The sequence below is a fragment of the Streptomyces sp. NPDC093546 genome, assembly GCF_044765045.1.
Taxonomy (GTDB): domain Bacteria; phylum Actinomycetota; class Actinomycetes; order Streptomycetales; family Streptomycetaceae; genus Streptomyces.
Genome location: NZ_JBIWJG010000019.1, coordinates 56,597 through 75,680 on the forward strand (window position 1 = coordinate 56,597; position 19,084 = coordinate 75,680).

15 protein-coding genes are annotated in these 19,084 nt (G+C 70.9%); 11 read left to right on the forward strand and 4 right to left on the reverse strand.

Annotated elements, in window-relative coordinates; genetic code table 11:
* Positions 1 to 585: 585 nt before the first annotated feature.
* Together ACIRNI_RS29540 and ACIRNI_RS29545 are read right to left on the reverse strand one after the other, a co-directional pair.
* On the reverse strand, positions 586 to 1,146 hold the full coding sequence (locus ACIRNI_RS29540; protein ID WP_403556067.1) for a hypothetical protein: 561 nt from the start codon (positions 1,144 to 1,146) through the stop codon (positions 586 to 588).
* Between the two features lie 294 nt (positions 1,147 to 1,440).
* Entirely contained in the window at positions 1,441 to 2,058 is a 618-nt protein-coding gene (locus ACIRNI_RS29545; RefSeq protein ID WP_403556069.1) for a TOPRIM nucleotidyl transferase/hydrolase domain-containing protein, read from the reverse strand.
* A 235-nt stretch (positions 2,059 to 2,293) separates the two neighbouring features.
* On the opposite strand from ACIRNI_RS29545, the gene ACIRNI_RS29550 reads away from it, so the two are divergent.
* The 7 genes from ACIRNI_RS29550 to ACIRNI_RS29580 all read left to right on the forward strand — a co-directional run bounded on the left by ACIRNI_RS29550 (position 2,294) and on the right by ACIRNI_RS29580 (position 11,900).
* Positions 2,294 to 2,719 carry a DUF3662 domain-containing protein gene (locus ACIRNI_RS29550; protein ID WP_403556071.1) on the forward strand — a complete coding sequence of 142 codons (426 nt, stop codon included), beginning with the start codon at positions 2,294 to 2,296 and terminating at the stop codon, positions 2,717 to 2,719.
* Between the two features lie 109 nt (positions 2,720 to 2,828).
* Positions 2,829 to 3,386 carry a hypothetical protein gene (locus ACIRNI_RS29555; protein ID WP_403556073.1) on the forward strand — a complete coding sequence of 186 codons (558 nt, stop codon included), beginning with the start codon at positions 2,829 to 2,831 and terminating at the stop codon, positions 3,384 to 3,386.
* Positions 3,387 to 3,666: 280 nt separating this feature from the next.
* Positions 3,667 to 5,865 (forward strand): discoidin domain-containing protein, encoded by a 2,199-nt coding sequence (locus ACIRNI_RS29560; RefSeq protein ID WP_403556075.1) that lies wholly within the window; start codon positions 3,667 to 3,669, stop codon positions 5,863 to 5,865.
* A 260-nt stretch (positions 5,866 to 6,125) separates the two neighbouring features.
* Positions 6,126 to 6,671: a discoidin domain-containing protein gene (locus tag ACIRNI_RS29565; RefSeq protein ID WP_403556077.1), complete on the forward strand. Its 546-nt coding sequence runs from the start codon at positions 6,126 to 6,128 to the stop codon at positions 6,669 to 6,671.
* 89 nt (positions 6,672 to 6,760) lie between these two features.
* Positions 6,761 to 8,266, forward strand: coding sequence for a discoidin domain-containing protein (locus ACIRNI_RS29570; RefSeq protein WP_403556079.1), 1,506 nt, complete (start codon positions 6,761 to 6,763; stop codon positions 8,264 to 8,266).
* An 88-nt stretch (positions 8,267 to 8,354) separates the two neighbouring features.
* Positions 8,355 to 9,431, forward strand: coding sequence for a DUF1996 domain-containing protein (locus tag ACIRNI_RS29575; protein ID WP_403556081.1), 1,077 nt, complete (start codon positions 8,355 to 8,357; stop codon positions 9,429 to 9,431).
* A gap of 27 nt (positions 9,432 to 9,458) precedes the next feature.
* On the forward strand, positions 9,459 to 11,900 hold the full coding sequence (locus tag ACIRNI_RS29580; protein ID WP_403556083.1) for a beta-glucosidase H: 2,442 nt from the start codon (positions 9,459 to 9,461) through the stop codon (positions 11,898 to 11,900).
* Positions 11,901 to 11,906: 6 nt separating this feature from the next.
* On the opposite strand, the gene ACIRNI_RS29585 is transcribed toward ACIRNI_RS29580, so the two are convergent.
* Positions 11,907 to 13,229: an ROK family protein gene (locus ACIRNI_RS29585; RefSeq protein ID WP_403556086.1), complete on the reverse strand. Its 1,323-nt coding sequence runs from the start codon at positions 13,227 to 13,229 to the stop codon at positions 11,907 to 11,909.
* A 192-nt stretch (positions 13,230 to 13,421) separates the two neighbouring features.
* On the opposite strand from ACIRNI_RS29585, the gene ACIRNI_RS29590 reads away from it, so the two are divergent.
* From ACIRNI_RS29590 to ACIRNI_RS29605, 4 genes are read left to right on the forward strand one after another with little or no spacing between them, the layout of a single operon-like run.
* Positions 13,422 to 14,738 carry an extracellular solute-binding protein gene (locus ACIRNI_RS29590; RefSeq protein WP_403556088.1) on the forward strand — a complete coding sequence of 439 codons (1,317 nt, stop codon included), beginning with the start codon at positions 13,422 to 13,424 and terminating at the stop codon, positions 14,736 to 14,738.
* A 14-nt stretch (positions 14,739 to 14,752) separates the two neighbouring features.
* On the forward strand, positions 14,753 to 15,748 hold the full coding sequence (locus tag ACIRNI_RS29595; RefSeq protein WP_403556090.1) for a carbohydrate ABC transporter permease: 996 nt from the start codon (positions 14,753 to 14,755) through the stop codon (positions 15,746 to 15,748).
* Positions 15,749 to 15,776: 28 nt separating this feature from the next.
* Positions 15,777 to 16,616, forward strand: coding sequence for a carbohydrate ABC transporter permease (locus ACIRNI_RS29600; RefSeq protein ID WP_403556151.1), 840 nt, complete (start codon positions 15,777 to 15,779; stop codon positions 16,614 to 16,616).
* 55 nt (positions 16,617 to 16,671) lie between these two features.
* Complete coding sequence (locus ACIRNI_RS29605; RefSeq protein ID WP_403556092.1) at positions 16,672 to 18,027, forward strand: GH1 family beta-glucosidase; 1,356 nt, start codon at positions 16,672 to 16,674, stop codon at positions 18,025 to 18,027.
* 36 nt (positions 18,028 to 18,063) lie between these two features.
* Here the strand turns inward: ACIRNI_RS29605 and ACIRNI_RS29610 are convergent, their stop codons facing one another.
* Positions 18,064 to 19,083: a LacI family DNA-binding transcriptional regulator gene (locus ACIRNI_RS29610; protein WP_403556094.1), complete on the reverse strand. Its 1,020-nt coding sequence runs from the start codon at positions 19,081 to 19,083 to the stop codon at positions 18,064 to 18,066.
* Position 19,084: the final 1 nt, after the last annotated feature.

The window sequence follows — 19,084 nt, forward strand, 5'->3', positions numbered from 1 at the left end:
CACCCGGCGCGCCAGAGGCGACGTCCAATGCGCCGCACGCCGCGTGAGGCGCCGGTCCACTTCTCCCCACTCGGTCACGTCGGCCATGATCGTCTGGTTCCCGCTCCGAACGCGCGCACACCGACCATGTGCGCAAGACGCCCTCCCCGGCTCCGGCCCGGCTCCGCCTCCGGCCTCGTTCCGGTTGCGGGCCGGCGGGCGCGCATGTCCTGCAAGGAACTCGACAAGGCGGGCACCGAGTCCGACAAGGGCCAGATGGTCGGCGAGCACGCCAGGGAGGACTCGCCCCGCTGGGCCGCCCACAAGGACTGGCGCGGAGCCGTCCGGGATGCGCCTGCTGCACGCCCGCACCCGGGCCGCAGCGGCCGGCGGTGTGAGCTCGTACCCCACCCGTTCACCGGGCGAGCCGGACTCCGGCGGGCGGAGGTGGGGGGTGGGGACACGGATACCGAACTCCAGTCCCGGGCTGGGTGCCGGGGACCTTCCCACCCACCCCCCATGGCCGCGAGTCCCTCACGATCTCCGTCCGGCCCACCGCTTCGCACGGTATCCCGAGGCACTGACAACACGGTTACGGGACAAGCCTCAGGTCCTCCTTCCCTGAGCAGCGATCTTCGCGAGCAGTTGCTTGTCCAGCAGGAGCAGGGCGGTCAGCGCATGCCGGGCCGCCGCCGCCAACAGGCCGAGGTCGGCCGCGCGGCCGTGGTGATGGTGGTCGTGGTGGTCGTGGTGCGAGGTGTCGCGGAGGGATTCCTCGAGGTCGGTCAGCGGCCGGTCGAAGCCGCCGCACATCACGGCGGCCGTCCGGAGCGCCTGGACCAGGTCCGCGTCGAGGTCCTGGCCGCCGCCGTTCTCCAGGAGCGCGGGTATGAGGGTGCTGATGCGGAGCAGGCTGTGCAGCCTGCGCACAAGCGGGGGCCAATGGTCGTCGGGGGTGTCCGGCGCGCTCCAGACGGTCCGCGCCGCCTGTATGTCCTGGTGCAGTTCCCGAGCGATCCGGACTTCTGCCGGGCGCGCCGGCTGTGCCCTCAAGGCCCAGGCGATCCCGGCGTCCGTGACCGCGTCGTAGGCGGCCAGCCGGAGTCGTACGAAGTGGTCGGGTGACGCCCATGCGTCGATGCCCTTGGTCAACCGAAAGTCGTCCACGGGCGGACCGTATCGACACGCCCCGGGGCAGCGCACCGGTCCGGGCGAAACCCGCCGCCCACTCGTGACCAGCGTGGTCACCTTCCACGAGGAGTTCACCGCGGACCAGGTGCTGAGCCTGGCCGCCTCCGGCGAGCTGCCGGCCCGTCATCCGTCGCCGCGTTCGGCGGCCCTGGCACGTCAGCCGTGCGGCGGGCGTTGTGACCCCACGCAGTCCTCGTCCCGGACATGGGCTTCGCCCGCCGTGCAGCTGCCGCATGTCGCGGCGTCCGACCGCTTCCCTCCCGCTCCCCTTCACACGCTGCCGAGCAACTCCTCCAACGGGGCCGGGACGCCGTCGGGGTCGAGGGCCTCCACCAGAACGCGGCCGTAGTGGATCTTGCGGCCCTTCTTCGTGCCGAGGAAGCGCCGCAGCTGCTGCTCAGGAGCGCGGCCTTGCTGGGCGGGCTGGCGGAGGAAGGTCTGGAGGGGGCGCAGGTCGCCCTGTTCGTGGATGAGTTCCTGCACGCGTGGCACGCCCAGGGCGCGGATGAGTTCGTCCTCCAGGTCGGCCGCGCAGACGAAGAAGCGCTGCCGGGCCGCGCCGGCCCGTTCCCAGGCGCGGGCGTAGTAGGAGTGCTCCCGCTCGTCGCACAGGCCCGTGAGGCGCAGACCCAGGCCGGGCGGGCCGAGGAGACGGGCGAAGCGGGCGACGTTCATCGCGCCGCCCATCGGCAGCACGCAGACGCCCTCGGCCGCCAGATCGCGGCCGCGGCTCGCGGCCAGTGCGTCGACCGCCGCGGCGTCGCTCAGGCCTTCGAGCAGGACGGCCGTGCGGACGGGCAGCCGCGCGGCGAGCTCGCGCGCGGGGGCGCCGGGGCCGCCGGCCGCCCACGCCGTGACGGTCTCGCGGAATGCCCCCATGTCAGCCATGGGAGGAGTCTGCGCCGTTGGCCGTCACCCAGCTAACGCTTTTTCCACCGCGGCGCCGGGGAAACGAGCGACGAGACCGACTGAGCCGGGGGGCCGTACGGGCCCCACCCGATCGCCGCATGCGGCCCTCGGCTGAGGCCCGCTCGCATGAGCGGCGGTTGGAAGGTGTCGTCGTGCGAAAGGACCCTTTCGCGGCGGTCCGAGTGAAGCCCGGGCTCGGGGGCACGCGTTTTCCATGGGAGAGCTGAAACCGTGGGAACGCGCGATCGAGCACCTCGAGCAGGCGCTGCTGGCCAGGGTCTTCGGGAAGGAACCGGTGGAGGTCGTGGACGCCCTGCGCCGGGAGTGCGACGACCACGCGGTGGTGTGCAGCCACAGCCGGGTCGTGGTGCCGAACGTCTACATCGTCGAACTGGCCGACGCCGTGCACGCCGAGATCGACCGCTGCGCGCAAGCCGTGGGGCAGGAGCTGACCGACTCGCTGGCACGGCATGGCGAGCGGTCCGGCTACGAGTGGGCCGGCCCGCTCACCGTGCATGTCACCGGATCGGCGCACGTGCCCAACGGCCGCTACCGGGTGACGTGCGCCCCCATGCCGCGCATCAGGGCGGACGTACTGAGGGACGACATGCTCCAGGACCCCGGTGCCCAGGGGCCCTGAGCGCGGGACACAACGAGAGCCTGTCTCTCGGAAGTGCGGGGTGCCTGCTGCCGAGTGCCGGATCGATAACCTGTGTCGGCGTCGGCGGCATGGTGCGAAACTTCGGGCCATGACCTCACCCGAGCTCAGTGACCTGGACTATCTCCAGGAGATCGAGCGCCTCGCCCACCGCGTCAGTGTGGAGGCATCCGACGAAGGATGGCTCTCGTTCCAGGCAGACCCGGAAGAGGCGACACCACTCCATCGCAGCGTGAACGCGCTTGCTCGGGCTCTGCGCCACTACCACTTCGAGGGTGACGGCTGCCTGGACGAGGACCGGCCTCTGGTCCGCCTCGTCGGAGCCTCGGTGCTGAAGCCCGGTGCCATGCCGGCCGGGGTGGAGGAGGCGTACGAGGAGGTGTGTGCACGGATCGGCGTCGCCCCCAGGCGGGAGGGCTGGGCTCTGTGGAACACCTGGAGCGACGGGGATCTGCAGGTGACCATGGTGGTGTCCGCGGTCGAGACGACCGAGGGGCTGTTCGAGAACTGGGCGCGCGGGAGGGCACTCGACCCGGTGTCACCGCTGCCTTCCCAGATCGCCCTCGTCCGCCAGGGATGGATAGGGCCGATGACGCTCTCACCTCGCGGCGTCAATCGGACCGGCCTTGGCGGTCGGCCACTGTCCTAGGCCTAATCGCTCTCCAAACTCTGCCGGGTCCTCGGCAAGGCCACCCTGGGCATGATGCCGGCGACGCGGTTCTTCGACTCCATCCCCCGACGCCCCGGCCCCGGCGACGACCACTCACGTCACCGGCCCGACGGAAACCAGGCGTGGCCGCAGATGCCAACTGCCGCTTAATGAAAGCCAAAAGATAAGTACTGACAGAGTCCTTGACCGCTCGTGCCGTTACGGGCATGGTTCCGGAGAGCGCTCTCCCGCTGCGTTCTCGTGTCCAAGGAGCCCCCCCATGACCACAGTTGGCATACCGTCATTGGCGCCACCGGCGCCACGCAGATCCGCCCGCCGAGGTGTCGTCGGCGTGGTGGTCACCGCCCTCGCGGCCGCCCTTCTCGCCTTCGCCCCCGCCCACGAGGCCGAGGCCGCACCCGTGTTGCTGTCCCAGGGCAAGCCCGTCACGGCGTCGAGCCAGGAGCACGCCGGTACACCGGCGAGCGCGGCGGTCGACGGTGACACCGGCACCCGGTGGTCGAGCGCCTTCTCCGACCCGCAGTGGATCCGTGTCGACCTCGGTACGACGGCCACGATCAGTCAGGTCGAGCTGCGCTGGGAGGCCGCGCACGCCAAGGCGTACCGCGTCGAGACGTCCCAGAACGGAACGGACTGGACGACGGCCTACTCCACCACGTCCGGCACCGGCGGCACCGAGACGCTGAACGTCTCCGGGACGGCCCGCTACGTCCGGATGCTCGGCACCGCCCGCGCCACCGGATACGGTTACTCGCTCTGGGAGTTCAAGGTGTACGGCTCCACGGGCGGCGACGGCGGCCCGGCCCTGCCGGGCGGCGGGGACCTCGGCCCGAACGTGCACGTCTTCGACCCGTCCACCCCCGGCATCCAGGCCAAGCTGGACGAGGTGTTCAAGCAGCAGGAGTCGGCGCAGTTCGGCTCCGGCCGGCACGCCTTCCTCTTCAAGCCGGGCACGTACCACGGCCTCAACGCCCAGATCGGTTTCTACACCCAGATCGCGGGCCTCGGGCTGCGGCCCGACGACACGACCATCAACGGTGACGTGACGGTCGACGCCGGTTGGTTCAACGGCAACGCCACCCAGAACTTCTGGCGGGCCGCCGAGAACCTGGCGCTCAACCCGGTCAGCGGCACCAACCGGTGGGCGGTGTCCCAGGCGGCGTCGTTCCGTCGCATGCACGTCAAGGGCGGCCTGAACCTCGCGCCGAACGGATACGGCTGGGCCAGCGGCGGCTACATCGCCGACACCAAGGTCGACGGGCAGATCGGCAACTACTCGCAGCAGCAGTGGTACACCCGTGACAGCGCGATCGGCGGCTGGTCCAACTCCGTGTGGAACCAGGTCTTCTCCGGCGTCGAGGGCGCCCCCGCGACCAGCTTCCCCGAGCCCCGCTACACCACCTTGAACACCACCCCGATCTCCCGTGAGAAGCCGTTCCTCTACCTGGACGGCAACGAGTACAAGGTCTTCGCACCCGCCAAGCGCACCGACGCGCGCGGCACGACCTGGGCGAGTGGCACTCCGCAGGGCGAGTCGATTCCGCTGAGCCGCTTCTACGTCGTCAAGCCGGGAACGACCGCCGCCACCATGAACGCCGCGCTGGAGCAGGGCCTGCACCTGCTGTTCACCCCGGGGGTGTACCACGTCGACCGGACCATCAACGTCAACCGGGCGAACACCATCGTGCTCGGCCTCGGCCTGGCCACGATCATTCCCGACAACGGGGTGACGGCGATGAAGGTCGCCGACGTGGACGGGGTCAGGCTCGCCGGCTTCCTGATCGACGCCGGACCGGTCAACTCCCCGACCCTGCTGGAGATCGGCCCCCAGGGCGCCGCCGCCGACCACGCGGCCAACCCGACCACTGTCCAGGACGTCTACATCCGGATCGGCGGCGCCGGCCCCGGCAAGGCGACCACCAGCATGGTCGTCAACAGCCACGACACGATCATCGACCACACGTGGGTGTGGCGCGCCGACCACGGCGAGGGCGTCGGCTGGGAGACCAACCGCGCCGACTACGGCGTACGCGTCAACGGCGACGACGTGCTGGCCACCGGCCTGTTCGTCGAGCACTTCAACAAGTACGACGTCGAGTGGTACGGCGAGCGCGGCCGCACGATCTTCTACCAGAACGAGAAGGCGTACGACGCGCCCAACCAAGCCGCCATCCAGAACGGCACCACTCAGGGATACGCCGCCTACCGGGTGGACGACTCGGTGGACACCCACGAGGCGTGGGGCCTGGGCAGCTACTGCAACTACAACGTCGACCCGAGCATCCGCCAGCACCACGGCTTCAAGACCCCGGTCAAGCCCGGGGTGAAGTTCCACAGCCTGCTGGTGGTGTCCCTCGGCGGCATGGGCCACTACAACCACGTCATCAACGACACCGGAGCCTCCACGCTCCCCGCCGGCACCTCGACCGTGCCGTCCACCGTCGTGTCCTTCCCCTGACACCCGGTCCGCCGGCCGCCGGATGATCCGGTGCCGACCGGCAGTGATTCCCCTCCGGCCCGGGTGACATCCCCGCGACCCGGCCCGGAGGGGCCACCACCCGGTGCATGAACCCGAACGGTTCGCACCGCGCACCGCCTGAACGCCGACCGCGCCGTCCCGAGCCGGGAGCGCCGTCGCGACCACGCGCCGACGGGCGCCGGGATCCCCTGGAGAGCGCCCCCGGCCCCGCCCGGCACTCGGACCCGCCAGGAGAAGATGTGTTCAAAGCCGCCTCACCACCTGCCCCGGCCCACCGCCGCGTCGGCGTCCCGCTACTGGCCCTCTGCGCGCTGGTGGCGTCGACGCTCACCCTCGTCGCCCCGCCCGCCCAGGCGGCGGACACCCTGCTGTCGCAGGGCAAGCCCGCCACCGCCTCGTCCCAGGAGGGAGACGGGTACGCGGCGTCGGCGGCCTTCGACGGCAACCTCACCGGCACCCGCTGGGCCAGCCAGTGGAGCGACCCGCAGTGGGTGCGGGTCGACCTCGGGCAGCGGTCGAACCTGAGCCGTACCGTCCTGACGTGGGAGGGAGCGTACGGCAGGAGCTATCAGATCCAGGCGTCCGACAACGGCACCGACTGGCGGACGCTGAAGACCGTGACCGGCGGTGACGGAGGCACCGACGACCTCGCCGTCTCCGGCTCCGGCCGCTACGTCCGGATGCTGGGAACCGAACGATCCACCGGCTACGGCTACTCCCTGTGGGAGTTCCAGGTCTACGGGAACGCCGACGGGTCACCGGCTCTCAAGGGAACTGGCAGCTGACCGCCGGTGGCCAGCCGTACACGGTCAAAGGTCTGACCTGGGGCCCAGCCGTTGCGGACGCCCCGAAGTACATGCCCGATGTGAAGTCGATGGGTGTCAACACCCTCCGCACCTGGGGGACGGACGGCTCCACCAAGCCGCTGCTGGACTCGGCGGCCGCCCACGGGATCCGCGTGATCAACGGCTTCTGGCTCCAGCCGGGCGGCGGCCCCGGCAGCGGCGGCTGCGTGAACTACGTGACCGACACGACGTACAAGAACACCATGCTCACCGAGTTCGCGAAGTGGGTGGACACCTACAAGTCGCATCCGGCCACCCTGATGTGGAACGTCGGCAACGAGTCGGTGCTCGGCCTCCAGAACTGCTACAGCGGCACCGAGCTGGAGGCCCAGCGCAACGCCTACACCTCCTTCGTCAACGACGTGGCCAAGAAGATCCACTTGATCGACCCGGACCACCCGGTCACCTCGACCGACGCCTGGACCGGCGCCTGGCCGTACTACAAGCGCAACGCGCCCGACCTCGACCTGTACTCGATGAACTCCTACGGCGACATCTGCAACGTGCAGGAGGACTGGGAGGCGGGCGGCTACACCAAGCCCTACATCATCACCGAGGGCGGGCCCGCCGGTGAGTGGGAGGTGCCGGACGACGCCAACGGGGTCCCCGACGAGCCCACCGACGTGCAGAAGGCGGACGGCTACACCCAGGCGTGGAACTGCACCACCGGCCACCGGGGTGTCGCGCTCGGCGCCACCCTCTTCCACTACGGCGTCGAGCACGACTTCGGCGGTGTCTGGTTCAACCTCGTGCCCGACGGCCTGAAGAGGCTGTCGTACTACGCCGTCAAGAGGGCCTACACCGGGTCGACCAGCGGTGACAACACACCTCCGGTCATCACGAACATGGCCGTCAGCCCCGCCGCCTCGGCCCCCGCGGGCGGTGAGTTCAGCGTGCGCGCCGACGTGCGCGATCCGGACGGCGACCCGATCACGTACAAGATCTTCCTCAGCGGCAACTACGCGAGCGGCGACAAGCGGCTCGTCGAGGCCCGGTGGCGCTCCACCGGCAACGGCACCTTCGCCGTCACCGCGCCCGAGAAGCTGGGCGTCTGGAAGGTGTACATCCAGGCCGAGGACGGGCGCGGGAACGCCGGCATCGAGACCACGTCGGTCAAGGTCGTCGCCCCGCCGGTCTCCGGGACCAACGTGGCGCTGAACAAGCCGACCACCGCCTCCTCCTTCCAGGCGTCGTACGGCGACTGCCCCTGCGAGCCGGCCAAGGCGACGGACGGCAACCCGAACACGCGTTGGGCCAGCGACTGGAGCGACCCGCAGTGGATCCGCGTCGACCTCGGCGCCCCCACCGCCATCCGCAAGCTCCAGCTGGTGTGGGACCCGGCCTACGCGAAGTCATACGAGGTCCAGGTGTCCGACGACGCAAGCACCTGGCGCACGGTCCACACCACGACGACCGGCAACGGCGACATCGACACCATCGACGTCGCGGCGACCGCGCGGCACGTCCGTCTCCACCTGACGGCCAGGGGGACGGGCTGGGGCTACTCGCTCCACGAGTTCGGCGTCTACAGCTGACGCACCACGCACGCCACGCCCCGGCAGGGGGCGGCGCTCAGCCCCCTGCCGGGTCACCGTCCCCCCACCCAAGGGCTGGAGGCCCGCCATGAGATGGCGTTCGAAACGACTCCCCGCACTCCTTGTCGGCAGCGCTCTCGTCGCAACGCTCCTCGGCATCGGCACGGTCGCCACCGCGGCCGATCCGGGCAGTCACGCCGCGGCCGGCAGCCACACCGGACACACGACGGCCGTGTCGACCCAGGCGTCCGGCGACGACCCCGACGGTGACGGCTACATACCGGCCGTCCCCCAGGTCACCGGCGTCACACCGTCCACGCACACTCCGCCACCGCGCTACCACAAGGAGTTCCAGGCCAACTGCTCCGTCACGCATACCGCGCCGGACGACCCGATCGTGTACCCGGGACAGCCGGGCACGTCCCATGACCACACCTTCATGGGCAACACGACGACGAACGCGGCCAGCACGACCGCGAGCCTCTACGGAGGCAGGACGACCTGCCTGGCGCCCGCCGACGCGTCCGCGTACTGGATGCCGTCCCTGTACAACGGGGACAAGAAGATCCTCCCGGTGGGCCCGCAGGTCATCTACTACAAGGCCGGTGTCACCGACTACACCAGCGTGCGGCCGTTCCCCAAGGGGCTGCGGTTCGTCGTGGGTGATCCGATGCAGAGCGCCGACGACTTCCGCCGCCACCGCGGCTTCGTCGAGGGCTGGGAATGCGGTGACAGCTTCTTCAACGTCGACATCCCGGCGAGCTGCCCGAGCCGGCCCGACGTACAGCTGAACCTCCGGATGCAGGCCCCCAGTTGCTGGGACGGGAAGTACCTCGACACCCCCGACCACAAGAGCCACATGGCCTACCCGGTCGTCAAGCCCGGCACCAACGACAACATGTGCCCGGTCTCCCACCCGGTCGCCGTGCCGATGATCGAGTTCAAGATGGCCTTCCCGGTCAACGGCGACATGAGCCAGGTCCGGTTGGCCAGTGGTCGCGGCTACTCCTTCCACTACGACTTCTTCAACGCGTGGGAGGAGCGCACCCTCAAGGCGCTGGTCGACGGCTGCATCGTGGGCGGCTTCCAGTGTGACGCGCGCGGCTACGACCTGTACCACCCGGGACGGCCCGCGGTCCTGAACGCGGACTACCGACTGCCCTGACCGAGCAGCTGTGAGGGAGGGGCGGGAATGAAGGACGACAGGACGCTCGATCGGCTCGTGGGCAAGCTGACCCTCGAGCAGAAGGTACGTCTGCTCACCGGTGCGACGACGTGGCGCACGGCCGGGGAGGCCGACATCGGGCTGCGGGAGATGGTGATGTCGGACGGGCCCGCCGGTGTCCGCGGTGAGGCGTGGGACGAGCGACGCCCCTCCGCGCTGCTCCCGTCCGCCTCGGCCCTGGGAGCCCTCTGGGACGAGGACCTGGTGGAGGCGCTCGGCGGGCTGCTGGCCGCGGAGGCCGTCCGGAAGGGCGTCGACGTGGTGCTGGCCCCGACGCTCAACCTCCACCGGACCCCGCTCGGGGGCAGGCACTTCGAGTGCTTCTCGGAGGATCCCGAACTGACGGGCCGCACCGGTGCCGCCCTGATCCGGGGCATCCAGGCCCACGGAGTGGGGGCCACGGCCAAGCACTACGTCGCCAACGACTCCGAGACCGACCGGCTGACCGTCGACGTACGGGCGTCCGAACGCACCCTGCGGGAGGTCTACCTCGCGCCGTTCGAGGCGGCCGTCGAGGCGGGGGTGTGGCTCGTCATGGCGGGCTACAACGCCGTCGACGGCGTCACGATGACGGCCAGTCCACTCCTGAGGGAACCCCTCAAGGGGGAGTGGGGGTTCGACGGCGTCGTCGTGTCCGACTGGGCCGCGCTGCGGTCGACCGGGGGACCGGCCCGCGCCGCGCTCGACCTGGCGATGCCGGGCCCGCGGAGCCCCTGGGGCCCCGCACTGGTCCGGGCGGTGAAGGACGGCGTGGTACCGGAGGAAACCGTCGACGACAAGGTCCGGCGACTGCTTCGGCTCGCCGGCCGGGTGGGCGCCTTCGCGCCGCGCCGCCGCATCCCGGTGCGGGGCGCGCGCGAGACGCGTGCCCTCCTGCGCCGGGCGGCCGCGGCCGGGTCCGTCCTGCTGACCAACAGCGGGGTGCTCCCCCTCGATCCGGCGAAGCTCGCCACCGTCGCGGTCATCGGTGCGCATGCCGCGGCACCGCGCGTCCAGGGCGGTGGCAGCGCGGGTGTCTTCCCGTCCGAGGTGGTCACCCCCCTCGCCGGCATCCGTGCGCGGCTGCGCGGACGCGCCCGAGTGGTGCACGCGCCCGGCCCGCCCCTGGGGGTCCCTGCCGCCCCGCTCGACACCGGCCGGTGCAGCGACCCGAGGTCGGGTGCTCCCGGTGTGCTGCTGCGCGTGCTGGACGACGAGGGGCGGGAGCTGTTCGCGGAGCACCGCTTCTCGGGCCGCCAGCTCGAGCCGGCCTTGCCCCCGGGTGCCCGCACGGTGGAGATCAGCGCGCGTCTGCGGCCGCAGCGGGCGGGGGAGTGGTCGTTCGGTGTCGGGGGCTTTGGCCGGATGACGCTCACCGTCGACGGGCGCACGCTCCTGGACGGCACGTTCCCCCGCGAGACGGACGACCCGGCGGTGGTCCACGTGAATCCGCCCGTGCACACGGCCCGGGTGGTGCTGACTTCGAAGAGGCCGGTGCACGTGGTGGCGCGGCGCGAGCTGGCCCCCGGCTGCGGGCGCGCCACCGTCGTCACCGCGGCGCCGCCGGACCCCGACGCGGCGGGCGCGCTGGCGGCCGCGGTGGAGGCGGCCCGGGACGCGGATGCCGCGATCGTGGTCGTCGGTACCACCGAGCACGATGAGACCGAGGGGTACGACCGCACCGGCCTGGCCCTCGGCGGGCACCAGGACGCTCTCGTACGGGCGGTGGCCGCCGTCAACCCGCGCACGGTCGTGGTCGTCAACAGCGGCGGCCCGGTCGAGATGCCGTGGCGGGAGGAGGTCGGCGCGCTGCTGCTCGCCTGGTTCCCGGGGCAGGAGGCCGGTGCGGGCCTCGCCGACGTCCTGTTCGGCCTGGCGGAACCGGGCGGCCGGCTCCCCACGACCTGGGGCGCCTCCCTCACGGACGCGCCCGTGACGCGCACCCGGCCCACGGGGGGCCGCCTCGACTACGCCGAGGGCCTCCACATCGGCCACCGGGCCTGGCTGCGGGCCGGCCGTGCGCCGGCCTTCTGGTTCGGCCACGGCCTCGGTTACACCACCTGGGAGTACGAGGCCGTCGACGCGCCGGCGAAGGTCGCGGCGGGCGCCGCGTTCACCGTTCGGGTACGTCTCCGCAACACGGGGGCGCGCGCCGGGCGCGAGGTGGTCCAGGTGTACCTGGCCCGGCCGGGGTCGGCCGTGGAGCGGCCCGTGCGCTGGTTCGCCGGCTACGCGGCGGTCCGGGCGGAGGCGGGCCGGACGGTGACCGCCGCAGTCGAGGTGCCGGCCCGTGCCCTGCGCCACTGGTCGCGGGAGGAGCGTGCCTGGTCCACGGAGCCGGGGCCGTACCGGCTCATGGTGGGGAGGTCGGCGGGGGACCCGCGGTGGGCGGGGACGGTGACGGTCGAGCGCCGGCCGGCCACCGGCTGAGGCTCCTCACTGCGCCGCCCGTTCCCGCAGGGTCGTCTGCCAGGCGGGGCTCTGCTCCTCCGGATCCGCCTCGGCCCGGCGGCCGCCGAGGGAGAAGAAGTCGGCGAGCGGCAGGATCGCGGCTCCGACCGTGACGGCGTCCGGTCCCAGGGTGCCGAGATCGATCTCCACGCGCGCGGCCGGGTACTTCAGTGCGTACGAAGTGGCGTACGTCCGCACGGAGTCGAGGAAGCGCCGGCCGAGCTGGAGACCCGCCCAGCCGCCGACGAGGATGCGTTCGGGCTGGAAGAGGTTGATCAGGTCGGAGAAACCGGCACCGAGGTACTCGGCGGTCTCCTCCAGCACGGCCAGGGCGGTCTCGTCGGGCGGCGGTGCCGTTCCGTCGGCGGCCGGGGCGGGGTAGGCGGCGTCGAGCATCGCGGTCAGCGCGGTCTCCTCGTCCACGCCGGCGGGGGGCCGGCCACCCGCCTCGGACCAGCGCTCCAGGAGGGCCTCGGCGCCGGCGTACGCCTCCAGGCAGCCCTGGGCGCCGCAGCGGCAGTGGCGGCCGCGTACCCGTACGGTCAGGTGCCCCCACTCCACGGCCCGGCCGGAGCGGAGGTCGTCGGTGACGAGGCAGGCGCCCACTCCGGAGCCGAAGAGGACCACCACGGCGCTCTGCGCACCGCGCCCGGCGCCGAACCACATTTCCGCCTGGCCGAGCGTCTTGGCGCCGTTGTCGATGTAGTACGGCACGGTCTCGGGCAGGAGCCGCGACTCGCGCAGAAGCCGTTCCAGCGGGACCGCGTCCCAGCCGATGGTCTGGCCGTGCACCACGGCGCCGTCCTCGGGGGTCCTGGCGACGATGCCCGGCACTCCGATGCCGACGCCCAGCAGGCGCTCCGTCGGGATCCCGGCCCGGCTCAGGACCTCGGGGATGCCCTCGCGCAGATGGCCGACGACGACGCCGACGTCGTACCGGTCGACCCGGCGCGGACCCTCGGTCTCCAGCGGCTTCTCGACCCGTGCGAGTTCGGTGAGGGCCAGGTCGAAGAGTTCGATCCGCACGCGCGTCTCACCGATGTCCACGCCGATCATGTAGCCGCTGTCCGCGCGGATGCGCAGGAGGGTGCGGGGGCGGCCGCCGGCCGAGTCGACGCTGCCGGCCTCCTCCACCAGCCCCTCGGCCACGAGCTCGGACACCACGTTGCTGACCGAGCCGGAGCTCAGGCCGGTGGCCGGTCCGAGCGAGAAACGGCTCAGAGGCCCGTCGAAATACAACCGTTGCAGTACCGCGGTGCGGTTCTCCCGCCGCAGGTCACGCACAGTACGGCCGCTGCGCACCTTCACCCTGCCCCCTCATCTCCGTTGTCCTTCAAGGAACTTACATGTGACGAGGGCCTTGACGCGACCTTCGCTTGAGGTTTAACTCACATCCTAAATTAAGAGCGGGGGTTTTGGGATCCGGACGCGGGGTGCTCATCGCGTCGCATTCCTCCCCGCAGGCGAACTCCGTCCACCTCCCGGAAGGCCCCTGGAGTCATGCGCAGAATCAGAGCCGCAGCCGTCGGCGCAGTCACCCTCTCGCTCGTTCTCACCGCGGCCGCCTGCGGCGGGGGTACGTCCGGCTCCGAGGGCTCCAACGAGCAGCCGAGGACGCTCACGTACTGGGCCTCGAACCAGGGCGCCAACATCGAGGTGGACAAGAAGGTCCTCCAGCCCGAACTCGACAAGTTCGAGAAGGAGACCGGCATCAAGGTGAAGCTGGAGGTCGTGCCCTGGTCCGACCTGCTCAACCGGATCCTCACCGCGACCACCTCCGGTCAGGGGCCCGACGTCCTCAACATCGGCAACACCTGGAGCGCCTCGCTCCAGTCCAGCGGCGCCCTGCTGCCCTGGGACGCGAAGAACTTCGAGGCGATCGGCGGCAAGGACCGCTTCGTGGAGTCCGCCCTCGGCTCCACCGGTGCCCAGGGCCAGGATCCCGCCGCCGTACCGCTGTACTCCATGGCCTACGCGCTCTACTACAACAAGAAGATGTTCGCCGACGCCGGCATCCAGAAGCCGCCCGCCACATGGGCGGAGCTGGTGGAGACCGGCAAGAAGCTCTCCAAGAACGGGAAGTGGGCGCTCGGCGCCGAGGGATCCAACCTCTCCGCCAACATCCACCAGGTGTTCGTCCTCGGCAAGCAGCACGACGCGGACTTCTTCACCCCCGACGGCAAGGCCGACTTCACCTCCGACGGCGCCGTCGCCGCCGTCAAGCAGTACGTCGACCTGATGGCCGAGCACAAGATCATCGCTCCGGGCAACGCCGAGTACGCGCAGAACCAGTCCCTGAGCGACTTCGCCAAGGACAAGACGGCCATGGTCCTGTGGCAGACCGCGTCGGCCACCTTCAAGACCCAGGGCATGAACGACGACGAGTGGGGCGTGGCGCCCGCCCCGGTGCAGTCCGGAAAGCCCGGCCCGGGCGCGGCCACCAATTCCATGGTCGCCGGCATCAACATGGCCGTCTTCAAGAACACCAAGAACATCGACGGCGCCAAGAAGTTCGTCAAGTTCATGACCAGCGACGAAGAGCAGGTCGTCCTCAACAAGGCATACGGCTCCATCCCGCCGGTCAAGACCGCCCAGCAGGACCCGGCCTTCAACACCCCGGCGCTCGCCGTCCTGCGCGAGACCCTCGCGTCCAGCGCCACCGCACTTCCCCAGGTCCCGGAGGAGTCGCAGTTCGAGACCGTCGTCGGCACCGCGGTCAAGGAGCTCTTCGCCGACGCCGCCGCCGGCCGGCCGGTGACCACCGAGTCGGTGCGGGCCAAGCTCGAAAAGGCTCAGCAGCAGATGCCCAAGAAGTGAGCACGGACACCTCGATGACCCTCACCGCTGCCTCCAGCACAGGCGAGCGGACGGCACGGAAGGACTCTCCAGGAGCGGCGCCGCGCCCGCGCCGCTCCGGGCGGCTGCGCCGCATCGGCCTGCCGTACCTCCTGCTGCTCCCCGCCCTCCTGCTCGAACTCCTGGTCCACCTGGTGCCGATGGTGATCGGCATCGTCGTCAGCTTCAAGGAGCTCACCCAGTTCTACATCCGCGACTGGGGCACCGCCCCCTGGACCGGGTTCGACAACTACTCCCTCGCGGTCGACGTCAACGCCCCCGTGGGCGAGGCGTTGCTGAAGTCCTTCCTCACCACCTGTCTGTTCACCCTGTTCTCGGTCGGGCTGTGCTGGCTGCTCGGGGTGGCTGCCGCCATCTTCCTGCAGGAGAGCTTCCGCGGCCGGGGCATTCTGCGCACGGTCTTCCTCGTCCCGTACGCGCTGCCCGTCTACGCGGCCGTCATCACCTGGGCGTTCATGTTCCAGCGCGACAACGGGCTGATCAACCACGTCCTGCACGACCAGCTCGGCCTCACCGACAGCCCGCCGTTCTGGCTGATCGGTGACAACAGCTTCGTCACGCTGCTCGTCGTCTCCGTGTGGAAGGGCTGGCCCTTCGCCTTCCTGATCGTCATGGCCGGGCTCCAGAACATTCCCCGGGAGATCTACGAGGCCGCCGCCCTCGACGGTGCGGGGATGTGGCAGCAGATCCGCCGCATCACCCTGCCTTCGCTGCGTCCGGTCAACCAGGTCCTCGTGCTGGTGCTGTTCCTGTGGACCTTCAACGACTTCAACACCCCCTTCGTCCTCTTCGGCAAGGCGGCACCGGAGGCGGCGGACCTCATCTCCCTGCACATCTACCAGTCCTCGTTCCAGACCTGGAACTTCGGCACGGGCTCCGCCATGTCGGTCCTCCTGCTCCTGTTCCTGCTCGTGGTGACAGGCGCCTACCTCCTGCTCACCTCCCGAGGAAGGAAGGCCACCGATGCCTAGCCACTCCCGGCGGCCGGTCCGCTCCCCGATGGCCGCCCCGCGGTCCTTCCTGTGGAGCCGGCGGATCTTCCTGACGCTCCTCACCGGCTTCGTGCTGCTGCCGGTGTACGTCATGGTCTCCAGCTCGCTCAAGCCGCTGGAGGACGTGTCCGGCGCGTTCGAGTGGATCCCCTCGTCCCTCACCGTCCGCCCGTACTTCGACATCTGGGAAACCGTCCCGCTGGCCGACTACTTCGTGAACTCCCTGATCGTGGCCGGGGCGGCGACCGTCTGCTCCGTGACGATCGCCGTGTTCGCGGCCTACGCGGTCAGCCGCTACTCCTTCCGCGGCAAGCGGGTCTTCACAGTGACGGTGCTCTCGACCCAGATGTTCCCCGGCATCCTGTTCCTGCTGCCGCTGTTCCTCATCTACGTCAACATCGGCAACGCCACCGGCATCGCCCTCTTCGGCTCGCGCGGCGGCCTGATCCTCACCTACCTGACCTTCTCGCTGCCGTTCTCGATCTGGATGCTCATCGGGTACTTCGACTCGGTGCCCCGCGACCTGGACGAGGCGGCCAAGGTGGACGGCTGCGGGCCGCTCGGCGCCCTCTTCCGGGTCATCGTGCCGGCGGCCGTCCCGGGCATCGTGGCGGTCGCGGTCTACGCCTTCATGACCGCCTGGGGCGAGGTCCTCTTCGCCTCCGTCATGACCAACGACACCACCCGGACCCTCGCCGTCGGCCTCCAGGGCTACTCCACCCAGAACGACGTGTACTGGAACCAGATCATGGCCGCCTCCCTGGTCGTGAGCGTGCCCGTCGTCGCCGGCTTCCTGCTCCTCCAGCGCTATCTCGTCACCGGACTGACCGCCGGTGCCGTCAAGTAGCCGACGCCGTCCCCTCCCTCACCTCACCCCTCCGACCACCTCAGAGAGGCCCTCTGTGTCCGATTCGATTGATCTCGCCGCTTTCCCGCCCGACTTCGTCTGGGGCACGGCCACCTCCGCCTACCAGATCGAGGGCGCCGTCGCCGAGGAGGGCCGGGCGCCGTCGATCTGGGACACGTTCTCCCACACCCCCGGAAAGGTCGACAACGACGACCACGGCGACGAGGCGTGCGACCACTACCACCGGTGGCCCGAGGACATCGCCCTGATGCGCTCCCTGGGCACCAACGCCTACCGCATGTCCATCGCCTGGCCGCGCGTCCTGCCCGCCGGCGACGGGCCCGTCAACGCGGCCGGCCTCGACTTCTACGACCGGCTCGTCGACGGCCTCCTCGACGCCGGGATCACCCCCAACATCACCCTCTACCACTGGGACCTGCCGCAGGCCCTCCAGGACCGCGGCGGCTGGACCCACCGCGACACGGCCGAGCACCTCGCCGCCTACGCCTCCGTCGTCGCCGAGCGGCTCGGCGACCGGGTCACCCGCTGGGCCACCTTGAACGAACCGCTGTGCTCGGGCTGGATCGGCCACCTCGAAGGCCGGATGGCCCCCGGCCTCACCGACCTCACCGCCGCCGTGCACGCCTCGTACCACCTGCTCCTCGGCCACGGACTGGCCACCCAGGCGATCCGCGCGGCCGCACCGGGCGCCCAGGTCGGGCTCGTGACCAACCACTCGCCCGTGGAGGCCGCCTCCACCCGCCCGGAGGACCTCGCCGCGGCCGCCCGCATGGACGGTCACACCAACCGCTGGTGGCTCGACCCGGTCTACGGCCGTGGCTTCCCCGCCGACATGCGCGAGCTCTACGGCGTCGAACTGCCGGAGCGCCCGGGTGACCCGGAGACGATGGCCGTCCCGCTCGACTGGCACGGACTCAACTACTACTTCCCGCTCACGGTCGCCGACGACCCGGCCGGCCCCGTCCCGTACGCCCGCGAGGTCCGGCTGCCCGACGTGCCCCGCACCGGCATGGACTGGCAGATCGACGCCGGCGGCCTGGGGGCGTTCCTGATGCGGCTGACCGACGACTACGGCGTACGCCGCCTCTACGTCACCGAGAACGGCTCGGCCTTCCCCGACACCATCGGTCCCGACGGCACCGTCGACGACCCCGAGCGGACCCGCTACCTGGAACAGCACCTGGCGGCCTGCGCCCGCGCCGCGCGCAAGGGCGCCCCGCTCGCCGGGTACTACGCCTGGTCGCTCCTCGACAACTTCGAATGGGCCTACGGCTACGCCAAGCGCTTCGGCCTCGTCCACGTCGACTACGCGACGCAGGCACGCACCATCAAGTCGAGCGGCCACCGGTACGCGGACATCATCCGCGCCCACCGACAGGCCCATGCCTGATCAGCGGCACAGAGGCCGGGCCCTGCCGGCGTCACCTCAGGCGGACTCCCGTACGACCAGCTCGGGTTCGAAGATCACGATCCCGGGCTCGGTACGCGCACCCTGGACCTGCTCGTCCAGGAGCCTGGCCATCGTCGCGGCCATCTCCTCCACGGGCTGGCGCACCGTGGTCAGGGGCGGCCGGCACGTCACCGCGATGCTCGAGTCGTCGAAGCCGATGACCGCGACGTCCTTCGGCACCCGCTTGCCCTGCTCACGAAGGACTTGGCAAGCCCCTTGCGCCATCAGGTCGTTGGCCGCGAACACCCCGTCCACCCCGGGATGCTCCCGCAGCAGCCTGGTCATCGCCGCCGCGCCGCTGTCGAGGGTGAAGGCGCCCTCGACGACCGGGGGGTGATGCCGGCCGGCGCGGGCCAGAGCGTCGCGGAACCCGGCGAGACGGTCCTGGCCGGCCGGGAGCTCCGGTGGCGCGCTGATCGCCGCGATGTGCCGGCAGCCGCGGGCCAGCAGATGAGCGCCGGCCAACTCGCCCCCGGCATGGTGGTTCAGGTCGACGTAACCGACCGGTGCCGCCCGGCCGGGGCGGGCGAACAGGACCGTGGGTATCCCGGCGGAGAGGAGCATCTGCGGCAGGGGGTCGTCGGCCAGGACCGATACCACCAGCGCCCCGTCGGCGCTGCCCTGCCGCACGTAGTCGACCACCTGCTTCCCGGCCGCCTCCGATTCGGCGAACAGCAGCACCGGGTGCATCGCGCGGGCTCGGAGGTACCCCACGACGCCGCTCACCACGCGCCCGAAGAACGGATCGGCGAATACCCTGGCGGCGAAGGCGTCCCCCGCTCCGGAGACGATCAGGGCCACGGTTTCCGCCCGCCGGGTGACCAGCGACCTTGCCGCGCGGTTGGGCGTGTAACCGGTGCGCTCGATCGCGTGACGGACCAGATCCTGGATATCGGGATCGACGTTGCGGACGCCGTTCACGACCCGTGACACCGTCGCCCGGGACACCCCCGCCTCCCGCGCGACATCCTCCAGCGTCGGGGCCCGTCTGTTCATC

Bases quoted from the DNA above. Each gene is read 5' to 3' on its own strand.
- ACIRNI_RS29545 (WP_403556069.1), bottom strand. From the start codon at position 2,058: ATGGCTGACATGGGGGCATTCCGCGAGACCGTCACGGCGTGGGCGGCC.
- ACIRNI_RS29550 (WP_403556071.1), top strand. From the start codon at position 2,294: ATGGGAGAGCTGAAACCGTGGGAACGCGCGATCGAGCACCTCGAGCAG.
- ACIRNI_RS29555 (WP_403556073.1), top strand. From the start codon at position 2,829: ATGACCTCACCCGAGCTCAGTGACCTGGACTATCTCCAGGAGATCGAG.
- ACIRNI_RS29560 (WP_403556075.1), top strand. From the start codon at position 3,667: ATGACCACAGTTGGCATACCGTCATTGGCGCCACCGGCGCCACGCAGA.
- ACIRNI_RS29570 (WP_403556079.1), top strand. From the start codon at position 6,761: ATGGGTGTCAACACCCTCCGCACCTGGGGGACGGACGGCTCCACCAAG.
- ACIRNI_RS29575 (WP_403556081.1), top strand. From the start codon at position 8,355: ATGAGATGGCGTTCGAAACGACTCCCCGCACTCCTTGTCGGCAGCGCT.
- ACIRNI_RS29580 (WP_403556083.1), top strand. From the start codon at position 9,459: ATGAAGGACGACAGGACGCTCGATCGGCTCGTGGGCAAGCTGACCCTC.
- ACIRNI_RS29590 (WP_403556088.1), top strand. From the start codon at position 13,422: ATGCGCAGAATCAGAGCCGCAGCCGTCGGCGCAGTCACCCTCTCGCTC.
- ACIRNI_RS29595 (WP_403556090.1), top strand. From the start codon at position 14,753: ATGACCCTCACCGCTGCCTCCAGCACAGGCGAGCGGACGGCACGGAAG.
- ACIRNI_RS29600 (WP_403556151.1), top strand. From the start codon at position 15,777: ATGGCCGCCCCGCGGTCCTTCCTGTGGAGCCGGCGGATCTTCCTGACG.
- ACIRNI_RS29610 (WP_403556094.1), bottom strand. From the start codon at position 19,083: ATGAACAGACGGGCCCCGACGCTGGAGGATGTCGCGCGGGAGGCGGGG.